The 19,075-nt window shown below is 42.2% G+C and carries 17 protein-coding genes; 2 read left to right on the top strand and 15 right to left on the bottom strand.

Translation table 11 applies throughout. The annotated features are described in order from the left end of the window. Positions 1-119 precede the first annotated feature (119 nt). The 15 genes from MR764_RS11590 to MR764_RS11520 all read right to left on the bottom strand — a co-directional run bounded on the left by MR764_RS11590 (position 120) and on the right by MR764_RS11520 (position 16,091). Positions 120-746: a cytochrome b/b6 domain-containing protein gene (locus MR764_RS11590; RefSeq protein WP_247979582.1), complete on the bottom strand. Its 627-nt coding sequence runs from the start codon at positions 744-746 to the stop codon at positions 120-122. Positions 747-748: 2 nt separating this feature from the next. Continuing rightward, positions 749-1,630 (bottom strand): cytochrome c3 family protein, encoded by an 882-nt coding sequence (locus MR764_RS11585; protein WP_247979581.1) that lies wholly within the window; start codon positions 1,628-1,630, stop codon positions 749-751. 192 nt (positions 1,631-1,822) lie between these two features. Continuing rightward, positions 1,823-2,734: a DUF5777 family beta-barrel protein gene (locus tag MR764_RS11580; protein ID WP_247979580.1), complete on the bottom strand. Its 912-nt coding sequence runs from the start codon at positions 2,732-2,734 to the stop codon at positions 1,823-1,825. Positions 2,735-2,749: 15 nt separating this feature from the next. Further along, complete coding sequence (locus tag MR764_RS11575; RefSeq protein ID WP_247979579.1) at positions 2,750-3,124, bottom strand: hypothetical protein; 375 nt, start codon at positions 3,122-3,124, stop codon at positions 2,750-2,752. Positions 3,125-3,187: 63 nt separating this feature from the next. After that, a complete protein-coding gene (locus MR764_RS11570) occupies positions 3,188-4,162 on the bottom strand; it encodes a hypothetical protein (protein ID WP_247979578.1) in 975 nt (324 codons plus the stop codon). A gap of 232 nt (positions 4,163-4,394) precedes the next feature. Next, positions 4,395-5,126, bottom strand: coding sequence for a Crp/Fnr family transcriptional regulator (locus MR764_RS11565; protein ID WP_247979577.1), 732 nt, complete (start codon positions 5,124-5,126; stop codon positions 4,395-4,397). Between the two features lie 345 nt (positions 5,127-5,471). Then, entirely contained in the window at positions 5,472-6,239 is a 768-nt protein-coding gene (gene argB / locus MR764_RS11560) for an acetylglutamate kinase (RefSeq protein WP_247979576.1), read from the bottom strand. Between the two features lie 14 nt (positions 6,240-6,253). Then, complete coding sequence (hisH, locus tag MR764_RS11555) at positions 6,254-6,853, bottom strand: imidazole glycerol phosphate synthase subunit HisH (RefSeq protein WP_247979575.1); 600 nt, start codon at positions 6,851-6,853, stop codon at positions 6,254-6,256. An 82-nt stretch (positions 6,854-6,935) separates the two neighbouring features. Next, positions 6,936-7,484 carry a TlpA disulfide reductase family protein gene (locus MR764_RS11550; protein WP_247979574.1) on the bottom strand — a complete coding sequence of 183 codons (549 nt, stop codon included), beginning with the start codon at positions 7,482-7,484 and terminating at the stop codon, positions 6,936-6,938. Between the two features lie 10 nt (positions 7,485-7,494). Next, a complete protein-coding gene (purU, locus tag MR764_RS11545; protein ID WP_282189210.1) occupies positions 7,495-8,379 on the bottom strand; it encodes a formyltetrahydrofolate deformylase in 885 nt (294 codons plus the stop codon). A 115-nt stretch (positions 8,380-8,494) separates the two neighbouring features. Beyond that, complete coding sequence (hisB, locus tag MR764_RS11540) at positions 8,495-9,616, bottom strand: bifunctional histidinol-phosphatase/imidazoleglycerol-phosphate dehydratase HisB (protein WP_247979572.1); 1,122 nt, start codon at positions 9,614-9,616, stop codon at positions 8,495-8,497. A 1-nt stretch (position 9,617) separates the two neighbouring features. Then, positions 9,618-10,652 carry a histidinol-phosphate transaminase gene (gene hisC / locus MR764_RS11535; protein ID WP_247979571.1) on the bottom strand — a complete coding sequence of 345 codons (1,035 nt, stop codon included), beginning with the start codon at positions 10,650-10,652 and terminating at the stop codon, positions 9,618-9,620. 21 nt (positions 10,653-10,673) lie between these two features. Then, positions 10,674-11,957 (bottom strand): histidinol dehydrogenase, encoded by a 1,284-nt coding sequence (gene hisD, locus MR764_RS11530; protein ID WP_247979570.1) that lies wholly within the window; start codon positions 11,955-11,957, stop codon positions 10,674-10,676. A 120-nt stretch (positions 11,958-12,077) separates the two neighbouring features. Next, on the bottom strand, positions 12,078-12,938 hold the full coding sequence (gene hisG / locus MR764_RS11525) for an ATP phosphoribosyltransferase (RefSeq protein ID WP_247979569.1): 861 nt from the start codon (positions 12,936-12,938) through the stop codon (positions 12,078-12,080). Between the two features lie 348 nt (positions 12,939-13,286). Further along, positions 13,287-16,091, bottom strand: coding sequence for a family 78 glycoside hydrolase catalytic domain (locus MR764_RS11520; protein ID WP_247979568.1), 2,805 nt, complete (start codon positions 16,089-16,091; stop codon positions 13,287-13,289). Between the two features lie 329 nt (positions 16,092-16,420). On the opposite strand from MR764_RS11520, the gene MR764_RS11515 reads away from it, so the two are divergent. Together MR764_RS11515 and MR764_RS11510 are read left to right on the top strand one after the other, a co-directional pair. Next, positions 16,421-17,224 carry a DUF5602 domain-containing protein gene (locus tag MR764_RS11515; protein ID WP_247979567.1) on the top strand — a complete coding sequence of 268 codons (804 nt, stop codon included), beginning with the start codon at positions 16,421-16,423 and terminating at the stop codon, positions 17,222-17,224. Positions 17,225-17,468: 244 nt separating this feature from the next. Then, positions 17,469-18,920 (top strand): sulfatase, encoded by a 1,452-nt coding sequence (locus MR764_RS11510; protein ID WP_247979566.1) that lies wholly within the window; start codon positions 17,469-17,471, stop codon positions 18,918-18,920. Positions 18,921-19,075: the final 155 nt, after the last annotated feature.

Raw genomic sequence — 19,075 nt, 5'->3', positions numbered from 1 at the left:
TTAACCTAAGTTCTGGTTCTCAGCGGAAAACAGTATGTAATCGCTATGTCTTAATCGTCTCTGCTTCTGAAGTATTTATATAATTGTAATCCTGACTTTTAGCTAATATTTTGTATCAACTATTTTTTCGTAATGTGATGCCATCCGTTAATGATGCTTCTGAAGTTATCCACCGGCGATTTTCCAATCGATGCAATGTATAGGTGAATAAGCAGGAAGATCGAAATAAAGAAGCCCATGGCAGAGTGGGTTACTGCTGTAATAAGTACACCACTTATGTTGTATATTTTATTGAATATCAGCTCCGGAAACATCAATCCAATCCCCGAAACGATAACCATCGGAACAACAAGGTACATTACTGCGATGTACGTGTATTTCTGCAAGGGGTTGAATTTTCTTTTTTCAGAAAGCGGGTAGGGGGCCTGCATTCCGTGAAACATTCCCCAGGCGTAGTAATAAGCTTGCTTCATAGGGCGCTTCAGGAAGTTTTTGGGCTTAACGATATAGAACTTTTTGTTGCTGGTAAAGAGGTTCCCAAATAAGTACACCAGGTAGTTCAACGTAACAATCACTCCGGCATAATTGTGCACCGTAATAATGAGTTTAAAACTGATAAATGACTTTTCGAAACCCGAATTCATACTGATTCCGGTAATGATGAGGAGGATAATTCCCAGCGCATTTATTCCATGCCAAATACGTAACCAAAGTGGGTAGAAATATATTTTGTTTTCTGAGCTCATTGTTATTTCTTTTTGATGATAATTCTAAACGTCAGGTGGATGATAATTCCTGCTAATGCTGCAAAAAAGATGATTAAGCTTAATATTTTTAATGCCGGAATCTGGTGTGACCCGATTACATAATTTTCGTTCGAAAGCATTCCGAGGACGGATCCGTCTTCAGCTCTTTCCTGCAAGTTTTGATATTTGTACAAGGACGCTTTCAACATGGAGTTCGCCGAGTGGCATTCGGCACAACGACGAAGTGCATTTTCTTTTGAAAGAATATTGTGAGATACCATCAAGCTGTCTACTACTACGGTATGACATTCGATACAGCGTACGTGTTGGAAATGTAATTCCTGGTTAGGCAGCCAGTCGTGAATAGCAACGACCGTTGGTTTTGTTTCACCCGAAACCAGGCTGAATCTTTTCATATCGTTATGGCACGACAGGCACATCTTGTTACTGTATTCAACAATCTCAACAACACTGCTGCTGTTACGTGCTGCAGGAGCATAATAATGTTGGTTATGACATTTTGCGCAAGTGAAATTATCTCCGTAAACCTTATAGTGAATACTCTTTTGAAATTCTTCCTGCACTTTTTCGAACTCATATTTTGCATAGGATTCATCGCCGCCATGACAGTCGAGACATGTTGAAAGCGGTTCGAGTTTTAAGGTTGCCGTGTGCGGATAAGTGGTATATTCATACGAATGGCAATCTGTACAATCGAAATTATGGTGAACGCCGTTGCGTAACTGAATGGTGTCGATAATTAAATATGGATTCATGAGACGTTTCTGCTCAGTGTCCATCATGTCGTTATGAAATGAATAGGTTTGCTGGGAATGGCATTTCAAACAATCGTGATTCTTCGGATCGTCATAATACTGAGCCATCGTTCTCGTAGCAAACGTGAAACAGCTGAGAAACAAGAGAATTGACAGGAAGACTTTCATGGGTCTGTATATTTTAAATCGTTGTGTTTATCTTTTTGTGCTAAAAAAACGGTTCGTTTTTATTAAAAAATGGTAATACCGTTTTGTGCGATATTACCATCTTTAACAACCAATTGCATGGTTAGTGCTATGTTAGAACATCCACAATCTGGTGATTGTAAAGCCAATGGCAAAAGTTTTACCTTTTATTGGATTACCATTGTTCATCATCAGTTCCATCGGAAGAATACCGTCAGCCGATCCTACAAACATTTGGAAAGCGTGAGTAAATGTAAAAAACTCAACACCAAAGGCAAGGTTCGGTTCTGCCATATGATCCCAGGTATACTGTTCTGATATGTCTTTAACTTTCAGCGGATGATCGTAGGTAACAATGATTGATCCCTGTGGAGAGAATTTCAGACGAGCGTTGGCATGTAATCCAATTACATCGTGATCATCAGTCCAGTCAACCGTGTTGTAATGCGTGAAGCTGGTACCCACTTGCACTGAAAGTGCGTTGGTAACTTTACGACCAATGATTAACTGTGAGTAATACGACAAACGGTCAGTAAATCCAAAAGATTGCAATGGAGTATCGTTTGCTTTTGAATCAACAGTGTATCCAAGACCGCCTAGTTGGTCAAATGAACGGCCGTCAATTCCGATTGATCCGTAAAGTGCTACTGAAACAGGAACTGTGCTTCTTTCGGTTTGCTTTAAGATGGTCCATTTCGCATTCAGGTCGGTCATCATTTTCCGTTTGGTAATACCGGCGCCGATCTGAAAATTTTTAACGGGAACGTAGTTCAATCCTACTCTAATGTTGGAAGAACCGTAAATCCCCCACAGATCAGACGATCCGTTTTCTATCGAACCAAATTTATGCTGGATAATAAATTCCAGGGTCTTTGCATCAGGGATGACCGTAGTTTGTGCATCGATCAGTATTCCGCTTTCAAACGGATTGCTGACCGGTGTATCCGGCTCTTTCTCTTCCTGGGCAAAAAGGCTGGGAATTATTAATCCTGAAATAAGGAGAGTCAATATGTATTTTTTCATCATTCTCAGATTAAATTTTTAATTATTCTTTGCTCCCTGGTTGATCCACAGCAATACTTTTGCCGCCTCGGCACTTGTGAAAGTTGCAGAATGATTACCCGTTGCTTTGGTATAAATCAAGCTCGATGCTGGCGTACTTTTATTAACATACCGGGAACTATTGAGTGAAGAAAAAGCATTGTCGGATGTCAGATCCGGAAGTTGTTTCCCAGTGGTGTGACAACCCGTACATTTGGATGCGAAAATCGGTACAATTTCAGCCGAAAAAGAAACCTCAGCAGCATTCGGGTCATCCGGATTTACTGTTGGCTCAGGAACGATGAAATTATATGCGCAACCACCAAAAACCAATGCCAATGCTATTGTTGATATTATAATTTTTAGTGTTTTCATAATTATTATGTTTCGTGAAAAAAAAGACTTCTGTACAGAAGTCTTTTTCTGCTCGTATTATTATTAGTTCGAATTTGCGGCTGCGTATTCTTGAACGGCTTGGATGGTATTTAGCAACAGAGCTTTTACATACTTAGGATTGTGTGCACCAAGACTGCGATCTTCTTCCAAACCAATCCAGTTAAAATAAGACTGTGCAAGTACCATTGGATGAGTTCCTACTACTGGTTCGTAGGCTCCGGCTGCATCATCCCAGAATACAACATTAAGAGCAATTAATTCATCTCTCAATTCTTCAAGCAGTCCTTCTACTTCGGTACGAACACCACCGTAGTTGTAATCGTCCAGGTCGGCATCGTGACATTCGTTACAAGCAGCAACGCTGGGAATGAATGAGTGACCGCCTTGTTTGTTTCCAAATTCAGCCATATGACATCCGGTGCACGATGCTTGTTCCAGGTGTTTATTGCTTCCAACTGCTGGATATGGAACATCTCCTGCGATTTCAGCAAATCCAACACCTGCAACTACGTTGCCTTGAGGTCCGTGGTGAGGACCATAGTGTGTATTTGAAATGCGGAAAGTTTCACCCGGGCTGGCAGTATTCGGTTCTGCAGTACGAGTTTGGTGGCAAGTGGCGCAAAGGTTGCTGTGACCCCCAAGATCCATTGTAATGCTGCTAACAGCTTTTGAAACAACCGGAGCGGTTGTGCGCAGTGCATAATCTTTTCCTTCAAACGACTTGTGGATTCCGTGGCAAGTGCTACATTCCCATGCACTTGGATTTGTAATGTCTCCGGCAACACTTCCCAATGTCATCGTTTGTACAAATTGTTCGTGCGAATGGCAAGGTGCACATCGTGCCTGCCCACCGGCATAGTCAACAGCAATGGCACCTACACTGTGCGCTGACATAGCGAATTCTGCCTGTTTTTGATCCATGTTGGTTCCCGAGTGGCACACCAAACAAGTAACGTTACCGTCAACTCCATTAGTACCATCAGAGCCATCAGCTCCGTCAGCACCGGCTGGTCCCATAGGCCCTTCTTTTGTACAAGATGTTGCTAATACTGTACAACAAAAACCCAGGAAAAATAATTTTAAAAGTGATCTGTATTTCATAACGTAATAGATTAGGTAATTGATAAATTTACTCATAACTAATTTGGGATAAAAGTAACAAGCAGGCGTTTACAAAAGGATGGGGGTGATATGATATAAAAGAATAGGCTAGTTGATTATTGCCAATAAAAATGTTGATATATATCAATTATCCGTTCTTGCTGATAGCGACCAGTGAACTTTCGTTTAGAATTTCGATGGTATTGCCATCAACCGCGATTAAATTCGAGTCTTTAAACTGGTGTAAAATCCTAACAAAGCTTTCTTTGGTCATATTCGACATTTCGGCCAGTTCTTGTCGGGTTAAAGGAACCTGGTAGGTTTTCTCAGCAAAGATTTCATTTTTTAGGTAAAGCAGGGTGTCAGCTACCCTGCCCGGCATGTATTTTTGGGTGTGATTAACCAGTTTATTTAACAGGTAATTATTTTGTTTGGTATGGTAGCGAAGTAAACCTACTGCGAATGAATTATTTTCGGAAAACAGGGTGGTAAGTTTGGCAGAGTCGATCAGACAGCACCGAACCGAAGTTAGTGCCGTAATGCTAAAATGCTGTACACTGCCATTAAATAAACCTCCCCCGGTAATGAAGTCTCCTTTTTTGGCAAGACGCACAATAACATTCTTTCCGTTATCACTTTCAACGTATAGTTTTGCTAACCCCTCGCGCACACAAACCACATAGGTAGATGATGTGTTTTGCTTCACAATTGTCTCTCCGGTTTTGTAAATAATTTGCTTTTTATCGTCGATCAGGAATTCAATTTCCTTGTTGGTAAGAGGAGCGAATATATTGTTTTTATGGTCTTCGATACACGTTTTACAGCAACCATTTTCAAGCTTTGTACAATTGGTACATGAGTTTTCAATAGTTTTTGCCATGATAGTATGTTGTATATAAGGTTATTATAGTTCCTGCCGTTTAGTTATATGCTAAATAACAATTACTGGTTTCAGGAGTTTAACTTACTAATTTCTGACGGATATTCAAAAATGGTTTGCAGAATAAAATTGTATTAAACAAATGATCTGAATAAGTGGCAGCGGAAGGTGAATTATCTGAAATATAGTGTTTTGTGACTTATGTCACATACAGGGGAGCGCCTCCTATGTATGCAGTATTTTACCTTTATACCTTTTGTTTTCAAAGAAAGCAAAAGGTGCAATTTATCGCGGTGGTTTTGCACATTTGGGGAGACGGATAAAATCTTTTCCTGCGGAAAAATATCAAACGATCCGCGTTCCTCTGCCGGTAATAATATTTTCCGGATTTGTGATCAGAATTTCCTGCACTCCTTTCATTTTTGCCCTGAAGCTATTCTCAAGTTTTGGAATCATTCCTGCACTGATAATTCCTTCGGCTTTGTATTCGTTAAACTTTTCGAGGTTCAGGTCGTAAATTACACTGTTGTCATCTTCCGGATTTAGCAGAACACCTCTTTTTTCGAAACAGAAAAACAGGTATACTTTGAAGTAATTCGAGAGTTCGGTGGCTAATTCCGAAGCAATGGTGTCGGCGTTGGTATTTAGCAGTTGTCCCTTGGCATCGTGGGTTAACGGTGCTACTACCGGAACTACATTTTCGTTGATCAGCAAACGCAGTTCAGAGACGTTTACATCGTCTACATCGCCCACAAAACCATAGTCGATGTCTTTCACGGGGCGCTTATGGGCTTTTATCAGGTTGAAATCGGCGCCGGTCAGGCCAACCGCATTCATTCCACGGGATTGCAACCCGGCAACAATACGTTTGTTTACCAGGCCACCATAAACCATGGTAACAACTTCCAGTGTTTGGGCATCGGTGATTCTTCTTCCTTCCACCATTTGGGTTTCGATGCCGAGTTTTTCCGCAATCACAGTAGCGGTTCGTCCTCCTCCGTGAACCAGTAATTTGTTTCCTGATATCCGTTGAAACTGATCGAGCAGCGCATTTAACGATTCGGGTTCTTCAACGACTTTTCCGCCGACTTTTATAATTGTTAACCTGTCCATACTTCAATTTACGACTAAATTTTCAAAAAATTCTCTAAAATCTTTGCTCCGATGGTACCGCTTTTTTCAGGGTGAAACTGGGTTGCATAGAAATTATCTTTCTGTAACGCGGCACTAAACGGTTGGATATAATTGCAGGTGGCAATGGTATGTTCACTTTTTTCGGCATAATAGGAGTGCACAAAGTAAACATATTCATTCTCATTCACATCTGTAAAAATATCGCTTTTCAGCTCGCCGATTGCATTCCAGCCCATGTGTGGCACCTTGGTAATGTATTCTCCTCCGGGTTTCGGAATAAAGCGCTTCACTTTTTCTTCGAATATCCCCAGACAATCGGTATTGTTTTCTTCGGAATGTGAACACATTAGCTGGAGTCCCAGACAAATGCCCAGCACGGGCTGTTTCAGTGAAACAATAAGTTCGTCGAGTTTGTGCTCGCGAAGATAAGCCATGGTTGTACTTGCTTCGCCAACTCCGGGAAAGATAACTTTATCCGCTTTTCTAATTTTTTCGGGATCGGCCGTAATTTCAGCACTGACCCCGAGTCGGTTCAATGCATTATTGACCGATTCGATATTCCCGGCATTGTATTTTATAATGACAATGTTCATTTTCAAATGGTTAATTCCAGTTTTCATTCCTGCGTAAGCAGGAATCTTCCTGCGCCTTGTCGTCGTTATTTTACTTTCGCGTTTACTGTTTTAGAAGATAGTCGATCACATCCACCATCTCCCGGAATTCATCTTCTTTGTACAGGCGTGTCATGTAAACGATTTTACCTGTTTTGTCGATGATAACATTCCGGGTAACACCGGCACCTTCTGCCGCAAAAGTGTAGAATATTTTTCCTCCGGGATCAAGCGCCAGCGGATACGTTACTTTTATGTCTTCCTTAAATTTTTTGACCTTATCAATTGGCTCATTCATATCAACGCCAACCAGTACAAAGTCTTTATTATCCTTGTGTTTTTGCCAGATCTGACTTTCGATGTGTGGCATTTCCTTGCGGCAAACGCTGCACCAACTTGCCGTGAACTGAAGCATGACGACCTTTCCCTTTAAATCGGAAGTTGTAATTTTTTTTCCATCGGTAAGTTCCATAGTTACATCGGGCACTTGTTGGCCCAGTTTAACGATGTAGCCGTAATCTTCCGGAATTTCCTTGTTGGGAAGTTTTGAAATCTGCGCATTGGCAAACGTTCCCCCAAGCACCAACAATGTAATAGCAAGTAGTTTCTTCATCACGTTATTTTTAATTAAACACTACGGTACGATTTTTAAAAACGAGAATCTTCCGCTGTAAGTGTTTATAAACCGCCTGCGAAAGTACAATTTTTTCCAAATCTCGTCCTTTTCGAATCAGCTTTTCAACGGTATCCACATGGCTGCAGCGTGTAACGTCCTGTTCAATGATCGGTCCGGCATCTAGTTCCGAAGTTACATAATGGCTGGTTGCCCCGATAATTTTTACGCCGCGCTGGTGTGCTGCATGATAGGGTTTTGCACCCGCAAACGCCGGTAAAAACGAATGGTGAATGTTGATGATTTTATTGGGGAATTGCCTGACAAAATCTTCAGAAAGCACCTGCATGTAACGAGCCAGCACCACAAAATCGATTTTGTGTTTTCGTAGTAGTTCCACCTCTGCAGCTTCCTGTTCCGCTTTGTTTTCTTTGTTGATGGGGAAGTAGTAAAACGGTATCCCAAAACGTTCAGCCACGGGTTTTAAGGTTTCGTGGTTGCTAATGATCATCGGAATATCTACGTCCCACTCACCGGCAGTGTAACGCCCCAGTATATCGAATAAGCAATGCGGCATTTTCGACACAAAAAGCGCCATTCTCGGAACGGTATCGGAGAAGTAAATCCGCCAGTGCATTTGCAGCGGAGCGCCAATCAGCGTATCAAAATATTCACCGATTTTATCCTGTGGGATCGCAAAATTTTCGAGTTCCCATTCCACCCGCATGTAAAAGATTTTTTCCTGTCTGTCAACGTGCTGGTCAAGGTAAATAATGTTCCCTTTGTTCTTATTCAGAAATTCAGTTACAGTTGCCAAAATGCCTTGTTTGTCAGGGCAGTGTATTAAAAGTATCGCTGTGTTTTTTTTCTCGCGTAGCGGCTTTATAGTCTTCATTATATAGCCCCCTTACTCCCCCAAAGGGGGACATTTCCGAGGAGGTACGGTATTTATATTATAAATCTATTTCCATTCTTCGATATTCCTCCCCAATGGGGAGGCTAGGAGGGGCTTAAAGCTTTCCTTTGGTCGATGGCAGTTCAAAGTTGAAAACATCGCGGCGGATAGCCATTTTTATGGCTTTGGCAACAACTTTAAAAATTGCTTCAATCTTGTGATGTTCGTTGTCGCCTTCGGCTTTTATATTCAGATTGCAGGCAGCTGCATCGGAAAACGATTTGAAAAAATGCATAAACATCTCGGTGGGCATGTCGCCTACTTTTTCGCGTTTGAAGTCAGCTTCCCAAATCAACCAAGGCCGACCTCCAAAATCGATGGCAGCCATTGCCAGGCAATCGTCCATCGGCAGGCAGAAGCCGTAGCGTTCCATTCCGAGTTTATTGCCTACCGCTTTTTTGAATGCTTCCCCAAGTGCCAATCCTGTATCTTCGATGGTGTGGTGCTCGTCCACTTCCAAATCTCCTTTTACCTGAATTTTCAGATCAACACCCGAGTGACGTCCGATTTGGTGCAGCATGTGGTCGAAAAAACCCAATCCTGTAGAAATGTCGCAAACGCCTGAGCCATCCATGTTTAACTCCACAAGAATCGCTGTTTCCCTGGTGTTTCGAATGACGGTTGCCGTTCTTTGTGGTGAAGCCACACAGGCATAAATATCATCCCAATCGTCAGAAACCAGGGCACAAGTGTCGGCCAGTCCTTTTGCTTCCAGCTCTTCGGATAAATCGCCGTTATTGATAAAGATGGCTTTGGCGCCCAGGTTTTTGGCCAGTTGTACATCGGTTAAACGGTCGCCGATTACAAAGCTGTTGCCCAGATCGTAATCACCGTTCATGTACTTGGTGAGCATTGCCGTTCCCGGTTTGCGGGTTGGCAGTTTATCTTCCGGGAAACTACGGTCGATGCAGATATCGTCGAAGGTGACACCTTCGTTTTCAAAAGCCTTCAAAATGAAATTCTGAACCGGCCAAAACGTATCTTCCGGAAAAGAATCAGTTCCCAACCCATCCTGATTGGTGACCATTACCAGTTCATAGTCCAGGTTTTTACGAATATTATACATATTTCTGAAAACCCTGGGCAGAAACTCCAGCTTTTCAAATGCATCGATTTGTTCGTCCGCGGTTTCAAAATTCAGCGTTCCGTCGCGGTCAATGAATAATACTTTCTTCATTTTACGATATCAGATTTTTTAATGCTTTTCTTACTATTTTATTTTCCTCTTTCGAACCGATGGTAATCCGGAGACTGTCGTCGCACAAAAACACTTTTGAGCGGTCGCGGACAATAATACCTTCTTCAACCAGGTATTGGTAGATTCCGCGTGCATCGTTCATTTTCACCAGCAAAAAATTGGCGTCGGAAGGAAACACTCTTACAACAAAAGACAAGGCTTTTAGTTTTTCCGCCATTTTCTCGCGTTCGTCGATCAGTAATTTTACCCACTCTTCCACCTGCTCGTTTTGTTCCAGCAATTCCATCGCTTTTTGCTGTGTCAGGATATTCAGGTTGTAGGGATATTTGATCTTATTTAAAACTGAAATGATTTCCACCGATGCAAAGGCCATCCCCAGTCTGATTCCTGCCATTCCCCAGGCTTTTGAAAAGGTTTGAAGAATAACGAGATTTGGATAACCAGCCAGTTCGTTAAGCAGTGTTTTCCCCGGTGCAAAATCGATGTAAGCTTCATCCAGAACAACCAGGCCGTTAAACGATTTCAGCACTTTTACAATGCTCTCCTTGTCCAAAGAGTTGCCTGTTGGGTTATTGGGCGAGCACAGAAAAATCAACTTTGTATTTGAATCGCATGCAGCCAGAAGCGCCTCGACATTCAGTTCATATTCTGCTGTCAACGGAACTTTTTTAAGCGCCACATTCGAAATTTCTGCAGCTACCTGGTACATACCGTAAGTCGGATCGATCGAAACAACGTTGTCAACTTCGGGCTCACAAAAAGCGCGGATGAGCAAATCAATTGGTTCATCGCTGCCATTTCCCAGGAAAATATGCGAAGAGTCGATGTTTTTCAGCTTCGAAATCTTTTCTTTCACTGCACGTTGGAGCGGATCCGGATAGCGGTTGTAAGGCTCGTTAAACGGATTTTCGTTGGCATCGAGAAAAACCATTGCCTCGCCGGTGTATTCGTCACGCGCCGAAGAATAGGGTTTCAGGGTTAAAATATTTTTGCGTAGAAGTTTATTTAGTTCCATGTTGTTTTATTTCCTTCAATCTTATTCTATCTTTCTCAATCTAAGAGTTACTGCGTTTTTGTGGGCTTCAAGTTGCTCTGCTTCTGCCATCAGTTCAATTGCCAGACCGATCTTTTTAAGTCCTTCCTTTGTAATTTCCTGGAAGGTAATTTTTTTCAGAAAACTGTCCAGGTTAACTCCACTGTACGACCGTGCCCAGCCATTGGTCGGTAGCGTGTGATTGGTGCCAGATGCATAATCGCCCGCACTTTCGGGAGTGAGTTCACCCAGAAAAACAGAACCGGCATTGATCACTTGTTCCGAAATTTCGATGTAGTTTTTGGTGCTGATGATCAGGTGCTCCGGTGCATATTCATTGATCAGGGCAATGCGTTGTTGCGGATTGTCAATGGCAATCAGAACGCTGTGCGAAAGCGCTTTTTCGGCCAGCTCTTTTCTCGGCAGAACGGCAACTTGTGCTTCCACTTCCGCTTTTATTTTTTCGATGGTTGAAGGCTGATCGGCCACCAAAATTACCTGGCTATCGGCACCATGTTCTGCCTGCGATAGCAAATCGGATGCTACAAATGCCGGATTGGAACTTTCGTCGGCTACCACCAATACTTCCGACGGACCGGCCGGCATATCGATCGAAACGTCGTTCATGCTTACCAATTGTTTGGCCGCCATTACAAACTGGTTTCCCGGTCCAAATATTTTATCCACTTTGGGTACGGTTTGAGTACCGTAAGCCATGGCGCCGATCGCCTGAACACCGCCAAGTTTGTAAATCTGCGTTACTCCAGCCACTTTTGCAGCATATAAAATAGCCGGGTGAATTTTTCCTTCCTTGTTGGGAGGCGAACAAAGTACAATCTCTTTGCAACCTGCAATCTGCGCAGGAATGGCCAGCATCAGCACTGTGCTGAAGAGTGGTGCGGTTCCCCCCGGAATGTACAAACCTACTTTTTCGATCGCCACTGCTTTTTGCCAGCAGGTTACTCCGGGAACGGTTTCAATTTTTCTGATTTCCGGTTTTTGGGCAGCGTGAAATATTTTGATATTATTCGCTGCAATATCGATCGCTGCTTTTAAGTTGTCACTAATAAGGTCGTCGGCTGCGTATGTTTCTTCCGCTGAAACTTCGAACCGATCAATTTCAGCGCCGTCGAATTTGGCTGTAAATTCTCGAAGCGCCTGATCTCCCTTCTGTCGTATTTCAGTCAAAATCGCCTGTACTTTTCCGTATAAGTCGGAAACGTCGAACAGCGGTCTTTTTAGTATCTCCTGCCAGGTATTTTCAGGCGGATTGATGTACGTTTTCATCTTATTGAAATTGTCTTTTATAAAAAAGTATCAAATGGAACGAGCATTTTGATCAACCGACGGATTGTATTTGCCGGTTGTTTTTCCATTTGCATAGAACCGCTCGTTTCATTACGCTTTTTAAAATATCATTTTCTCGATCGGAACAACCAGAATACCTTCAGCACCTGCTTTTTTCAACTTCCCAATCACTTCCCAGAAATCGTTTTCGTCAATTACAGAATGCATCGAACTCCATCCTTCTTTTGCCAGCGGAACCAAGGTTGGCGCTTTCATACCAGGCAATAAACCGGTGATTTCGGGTATTTTTTCGTTCGGAACATTCAGCAGGATATATTTTTTGCCCTGTGCACGTTGTACCGATTCAATTCTGAAAATCAGCTCATCCAGTATTTCTTTTTTCTCTGCGCTAAGATTTGGATTGGCGATCAGCACTGCTTCCGATTTCATCACCACTTCCACTTCTTTCAGTCGGTTGCTCACCAGTGTAGATCCCGAACTTACAATGTCAAAAATGGCATCGGCCAGTCCAATTCCCGGGGCAATTTCCACAGAGCCGGTGATGACATGAATATCGGCATTGATGTTATTTTCTTTTAAAAACTTCTTTAAGATTCCGGGATAGGAAGTGGCGATTTTTTTACCGTTAAAGAATTCCAGACCCGGGTAATCCAGCGACTTTGGAATGGCCAGTGAAAGACGGCATTTACTAAATCCGAGACGTTTGGCAATAACCACGTTCTCATCTTTTTCGGCTACTTCGTTTTCACCTACAATGCCGATGTCGGAAACCCCGTCAGCAACGGTTTGCGGAATATCGTCGTCGCGCAGGTAAAGCGCATCCATCGGAAAATTTTTAGCTTCCGAAACCAGCGTTCTGCGTCCGATACTTAAACCAATTCCTGCTTCGTTAATCAGGCTCATCGAATCTTCGTTCAGCCTTCCTTTTGTCTGAATGGCAATTTTGATCTTGTTTTCCATCTTAAACTTTTTTGTCATTTCTGCAGCTGTCGTTTTTAGCGGTAGGAGAGTAGTTCTGATGTTTTGTTCTCCCTTGTTTTGAAATGACGGATTTTATATTTACAAATTTCTAATTTTTTAAAACAAAAAAGAGGCTTACCAACCGGCAAGCCTCTTTTCCCTATTATCGTTATGAACAGACAAAACATTTACAGCCTACCAGTTGGTTGGATACTTCCATGATGGCCGTGATGTCCTAATCTGAAATTCATTTTAATTAATTTGTTGCAATTATAGTTATAAAAATTAACACAACAAGTCAAAAGACTGTTAATTTAAAATTAATGTAACCTCGCGGCATGTGGCGGGTTACAGGTTGGTCAGATGGAAATCGTAATCACCTGATTCAACAGATATAACCAGCTGTCCGGAATTTGCTTCAATTTTTGTTATTCCCTTAACTTCGCTTTCAGTCTTGTTGTTTTTCCACACAATTTGTTGATTTTCTGACAATGTAGCATTCTGGTCAACCTTATCCGGAAAGACGATAGTAGCGGTTGTATTGCCCGGTATCGATACTTTGTAGTGAAAACCATCGTCCTTTTTCTCCCAGTTTGAAATAATTTTTCCGCTCATGGTTTCCAACGATGCATTAACAAAGTCGAGTCCATCGGGAGTGTAAGGTTGCAGTTGAATGTGATTGTACCCTTTTGTGGTAAGACCCTCAACCGGCGACTGAATGCCAGCCAGGTATTTGTAAAAATACTCGACTACCGAACCAAACATTTCGTGGTTATGCGAGTCGTTGCCTGACCAGTGCTCAAGCAGTGTTGTTGAATTGTTTTCGAGCCAGAATCCATAGCCCGGATAGGTTTTTTGTGTGGCCACTTTGTAGGCAAGGTCGCTGTAACCTTCCTGTACCAAAATTGGCCACAGGTATTTAGTTCCTATAATTCCCGTATTTAAATGATTTCCCCGCTTTTTAATGTCGTCAACTACTGTTTTTACCACTCCTTCGCGGTATCCGTCCGGAATGATATCTCCCGCCAGCGCCAGTAACTGGTAAGTTTGGAACGTTGAATCGGTTCCGTACAAATAGGTTTCGGTATTGAAAAATTTGTCGTTAAACGCTTGTTTGATCGTATCGCAACGTGACGAAAATTTTTCAGCATCGGCAGTTTTTCCGAGTAATTTGGCGATTTCTGCCATGGTTTTGGTATTGTAATAATAGTAGAACGTATTTACTACCGGGTGATTGGGGCAATCGTTTTGTCCGGGAGCACACCATTCGCCCAAAGAATACCAGTAGCTCAGAAAGTCGTTGATAATATAAGGTTCGTCCGGATTATTATCGGTCTTTGCCAGAGTGCTAAGGTAGTCAGTATATCTTTTCATGGCAGGGTAGTGGTCTTCCAGTATCCGGTTGTCGTTGTAGTAGTGATTCATCCACCAGGGAATTAAAATGTAGGCGCTTCCCCAGGCCACTCCGCCGCCCATTCCGCCGACAAGAACAGGTGATGTATTTGGAATTCGGCCGTTCTCTTCCTGCGAGTCGCGCATGTCGTTCACCCATTTGGTGTAGAGTGAGGCCATCTCAAAATTATGAATTGAAGTTTCCGCAATCACTTGTCCATCGCCGTTATAAGCGCCTTTTTCGCGGTGCGGACAGTCGGTGGGGTAGAAAACCAGGTTGCCTTTTTGCGACCATAATCCTGCCGTGTGGATTTGGTTAAGCAACAAGTCGGACGATTCAAAAGTGCCATTCAATTCCATGGAAGAGCGGACAACGCGTCCGGCAACTTTTATTTCATCCAATGCTTTTTTATCTGATGTGGCCACTTCGATATAACGAAATCCGGAATAGAAAAAGCGCGGTTCATAGGTTTCCAATTCCTCTCCTTTTAGTGTATAGTCGGTCCAAACGTGCGAGTGGAACCTGAATTTGTCGCTGTATTTATCGCCTTCTTCCAGGTTTTTAGGAAAAAGTTCATTGTTGAGCGTTTCAGATCCCCGAATGCGAATCACTTGTCCGGCTTTTCCTTTAACTTCTATTTTCCACCAGCCGGCAATGTTTTGTCCAAGATCGAATAAGTACACGCCTTCTGAAGGTTGGGTTTGCTTTACCGGTTCAAGTGTTTCAGTGACTTTTACCGGAGGATTTAATTGTGAAACCAGCTGTCCGCCCGGTTTTGTGGCGAGTATTGCATTTTTCCAGTTGTTTGCCTGGAAATCTTTGGTGTTCCATCCCGGAATTTCTAGTTGAGCGTTGTAGTCTTCTCCTCCGAACAGATTATTAAAGGTAATCGGTCCGTTGGCGTATTTCCAGGTCGGGTCAGAAACAATAACTTCCTGCGAACCGTCTTCGTAGGTGATGTTTAGTTGTGCAATAAAACTTGGATTACCAAATACATTTCCGCCGCCCCAACTGTATCTGTCGGCAACTTTTCGCATATTGTACGCACCATTGGCCAATATCAACCCGGCAACATTTGTTCCCGGTTTCAGGTTTTCAGTAACGTCGTAAGTTGAATACAGAATCCTTTTCCGGTAATCGGTGATGGAAGGATCCAAAACATGATCGCCTACCTTTTCTCCGTTTAACGAGAATTCATAAAAACCGCCCGCAGTAACATAAGCAAACGCCTGTTTTACTTTTTTAGCGATTTCGAAATCTTTCCGGAAGAAAGGACTTTGATGGATAATTTCCTCGGAAGTTGTGATCCAATCAGCTTTCCAATCCGAAGCCGAAAAAAATGCGGTGTGAAAACGAGCAGGTTTGCTCCATATTTCTTCTCCGTTTTTGGTTTGAATACAAACACGCCAAAAATAATCCCGGTTGCTTTTCAAGGTCGATCCTTCATACGTAATATTTATGGTGTTGGATGATTCCACACGACCGGAATCCCATGAATCTCCCGACTTTCCGAGGACTTCATTTTTTTCTTCGCTGACAATAATTCTAAACGAAGCCTGTAAAATACTTCGTTCGGTAGACGCAATTTTCCACGAAAAACGTGGACTTTGGACATCGATGCCTTTTGGTTGAGTGTTGTATTCACAGGTCATGTCTTCAATTTTGATTTTTTCAGAAGTACACGAAGTGAACAGGAAAATAAAAAGTGTAATAAAAAGACTAAAATGGAAATGTTTTTTTCGGGCAAGCTTGTTGTTCATAATAGTTGTTTTAGGTATGATTAAATCGAACTGGTAGTTGGCTTTTCAGCGTTCCAATATAACATATTTCTTTCAATCGGAGCGAAGCTTGTTTTGGTGCAATGCGAAAACTTGAGAACATTATGTTTTTGAGATTACCCGGAATCTTATAGCTGAAGTTTCATACTTCAATTTTATTTTCAAGAGCAAGTTGTGCTATCGGGTTGAAATAGAATGTTTTTTGTCAAATCGTAATCAAAACACTAAAAATTAAATCAAATAAAATATAAAAAGGTCTTTTGTGCGACAATCTTTTGTCGTAACTTTTCATCAGCAAAAAGTGAAACGTAATGGAAAAAGGATTTAAAAGGATTTGGATTTTACTGATCATAATTTCCATGTGGGGGTTGCAGTCGTGCCAAAAAGATGAAATGATATCTTCTGCTGGTGATGACTTTATGGAGCTGAAAAATGCTTCAATGAACACTTTTTACAGTTCAACAGAACCTGTTGGAAATGGCGTGGTCAGAGCCTTTGTCACACAGAATAAAGCTGGCGATCCGTTGGAAGTCGGGATTAATGTGTCGGCAAAAGCACTGGAAAAATTGCCCAGTGAGATGATGCAATATGTGCTGGAGTTGCCTAAGGGTAAGGGAAATCATTTTTATACACATGTTTTATTTGATTGGAATCCGATGGGGCATGAGCCACCTGGGGTTTACGATTTGCCTCACTTTGATATTCATTTTTATATCATTCCAAATGAAGATAGAATGAATATCCCACCAATGGCACCACCGTATTTGGATCCCGCTCCCGATAGCGCGTATATTCCTCCCATGCATATGGAGCTGGAGGGCTTGGTTCCGGGAATGGGAGCACACTGGGTTGATTTAACTTCTCCCGAATTGAGTGGGGCTACATTTACGCGTACATTTATTTGGGGCTCGTATGGAGGCGAGTTTATATTCTGGGAACCAATGATTACTTTGGATTATTTGAAGACAATGCCCGACGAGATCATTCCAATTCCACAGCCTCAGGCTTATCAGAATGCTGGGTGGTATCCGACAGATTATAAAATTTCTTATTCGTCGGTTAAAAAGCAATACACTATTTCGTTGGTTAACTTAATGTACCACGAAGCAGAATAATAAAGAATTTTTTTCATAGAAACTTTAGTTATTATTAAACAGCTTGGAGCTACGCAGAGGCGTGGCTCCTTTTTTTGATGTGTATAATACAAAGGTAAGGTCGTTCAAAAGCGAGAGTCGTAATATGTTTTACAGATATTAAATTCATGATTGAGCGTGGAGGATTTATGATAATTTTAAGCAACGTTTGATGGAAGTACTTCTTCAGAAATCTGGAAATAAATTCGATTTAATATAAGGTAAAATGAAACATAAAATGATTCACCTGCTGAATGTTGTTGTGCTGTTGTTGTTTTCCGGACTTTTAACAGGACAGAATCGCCCGAACATTGTGTTGATAATGGCCGATGATTTGGGTGGAAGAGATTTACCGGTTTACGGCAACCGGTTTAACGAAGCTCCCGCCATTTCAAAGCTTGCCGACGAAGGAATGGTTTTTACCAACGCTTATGCTGCACCTGTTTGTTCACCCACAAGAGCCAGCATTCAGTCGGGGCAGTATCCGGCAAGGGTAGGTATATTTGATTTTATTCCCGGACATTGGCGTCCCTATGAAAAAGTAATTGTTCCGCAAAATAAGGCAAAACATTTGCCCGATGAAGTTTTTACCCTCGGGCAGGCCATGCAAAAAGCCGGATACAAAACCGGGTATTTTGGAAAATGGCATCTGGGCGAAGATCAGCAGCATTTGCCCGGTTCACGTGGATACGACAAAGCTTACACCTATGTTGGAGGTGGCTTTTATCATCCAAAATTCTTGCCGGAGTATAAGGAGCAAAAGGGAAAGCGGTTAAGTGAGATACTGACCGATATGGGAATTGAATTTATAGAAGAGAATCAGGATGATCCGTTCTTTTTGTTTATTTCCCATTACGATGTTCATGTACAACTCGATGCAGACAGGGAGTTGATCGAAAAGTTCCAAAGGAAAAAGAAAGATCCCGATTATCCGTGTAACGCCGTTTATGCATCAATGATCGAACATGTGGATAACAGCGTCGCAGATGTTCTGAATACAATTGAGCAACTGAACATGGCAGACAATACTATTTTTATTTTCCTTTCAGATAACGGTGGCGTTGACAATCGTTTTGATAACATTCCGCTTTTGGGAGGCGAAAGCAAAGATGCTTACCCCGAAGGCCACCCGTTGTGTTATATTGCCACTTCAAATGCGCCTTTCCGGGCGGGGAAGGGCACTGTGTATGAAGGGGGAGTGAGAGTGCCGCTGATTGTTCGCTGGCCGGGTAAAATCAAGGCCGGATCGACAACAGAAGCAGTGGTGTCAAGTGTCGATTTTTATCCTACCTTTTTAGAATTATCTAATGGTGAGAAGCCAAACGGTCAGGTGCTTGACGGATTTTCGATGGTTCCGGTATGGACAGAAAACCGTTTTGATCCGAAGCGTGAAATATTTACGCATTATCCGGTTTTTCACCACGAACAACCAATGTCGGCACTCAGAAAAGGTGATTGGAAAATTGTACAGAATCTTGTGTCGGGAGAATTTGACCTGTTTAATCTGAAGTACGATGTCAACGAAATGACCGATCTGAAGTTTAGTTATCCCAAAAAACTGGAGGAGATGAGAGATATTCTCCGAAAATGGCAAGAGGACACACAGGCGAAAATGCCAGTTCCCAATCCGGAATTTGATGCAAACCATCGATACGAGTGGGGTAAAATTCCGGAGTAACACGAAAGATGATTATTTACATAACGCTAATGGGGGAAGATTTCTCCATAGTTGCTGATGCTGCAATGTAGTATCGAGTGTAAAATGATAGAGTATAATGTGTGCTTTTGTCTGAAAGGTGATCAAATCGAAATATTGGTATTTCGAAACTGGTT

Source organism: Maribellus sp. YY47 (assembly GCF_023111095.1).
GTDB lineage: Bacteria > Bacteroidota > Bacteroidia > Bacteroidales > Prolixibacteraceae > Draconibacterium.
This window is presented reverse-complemented; position numbering and strand designations above follow the sequence as displayed.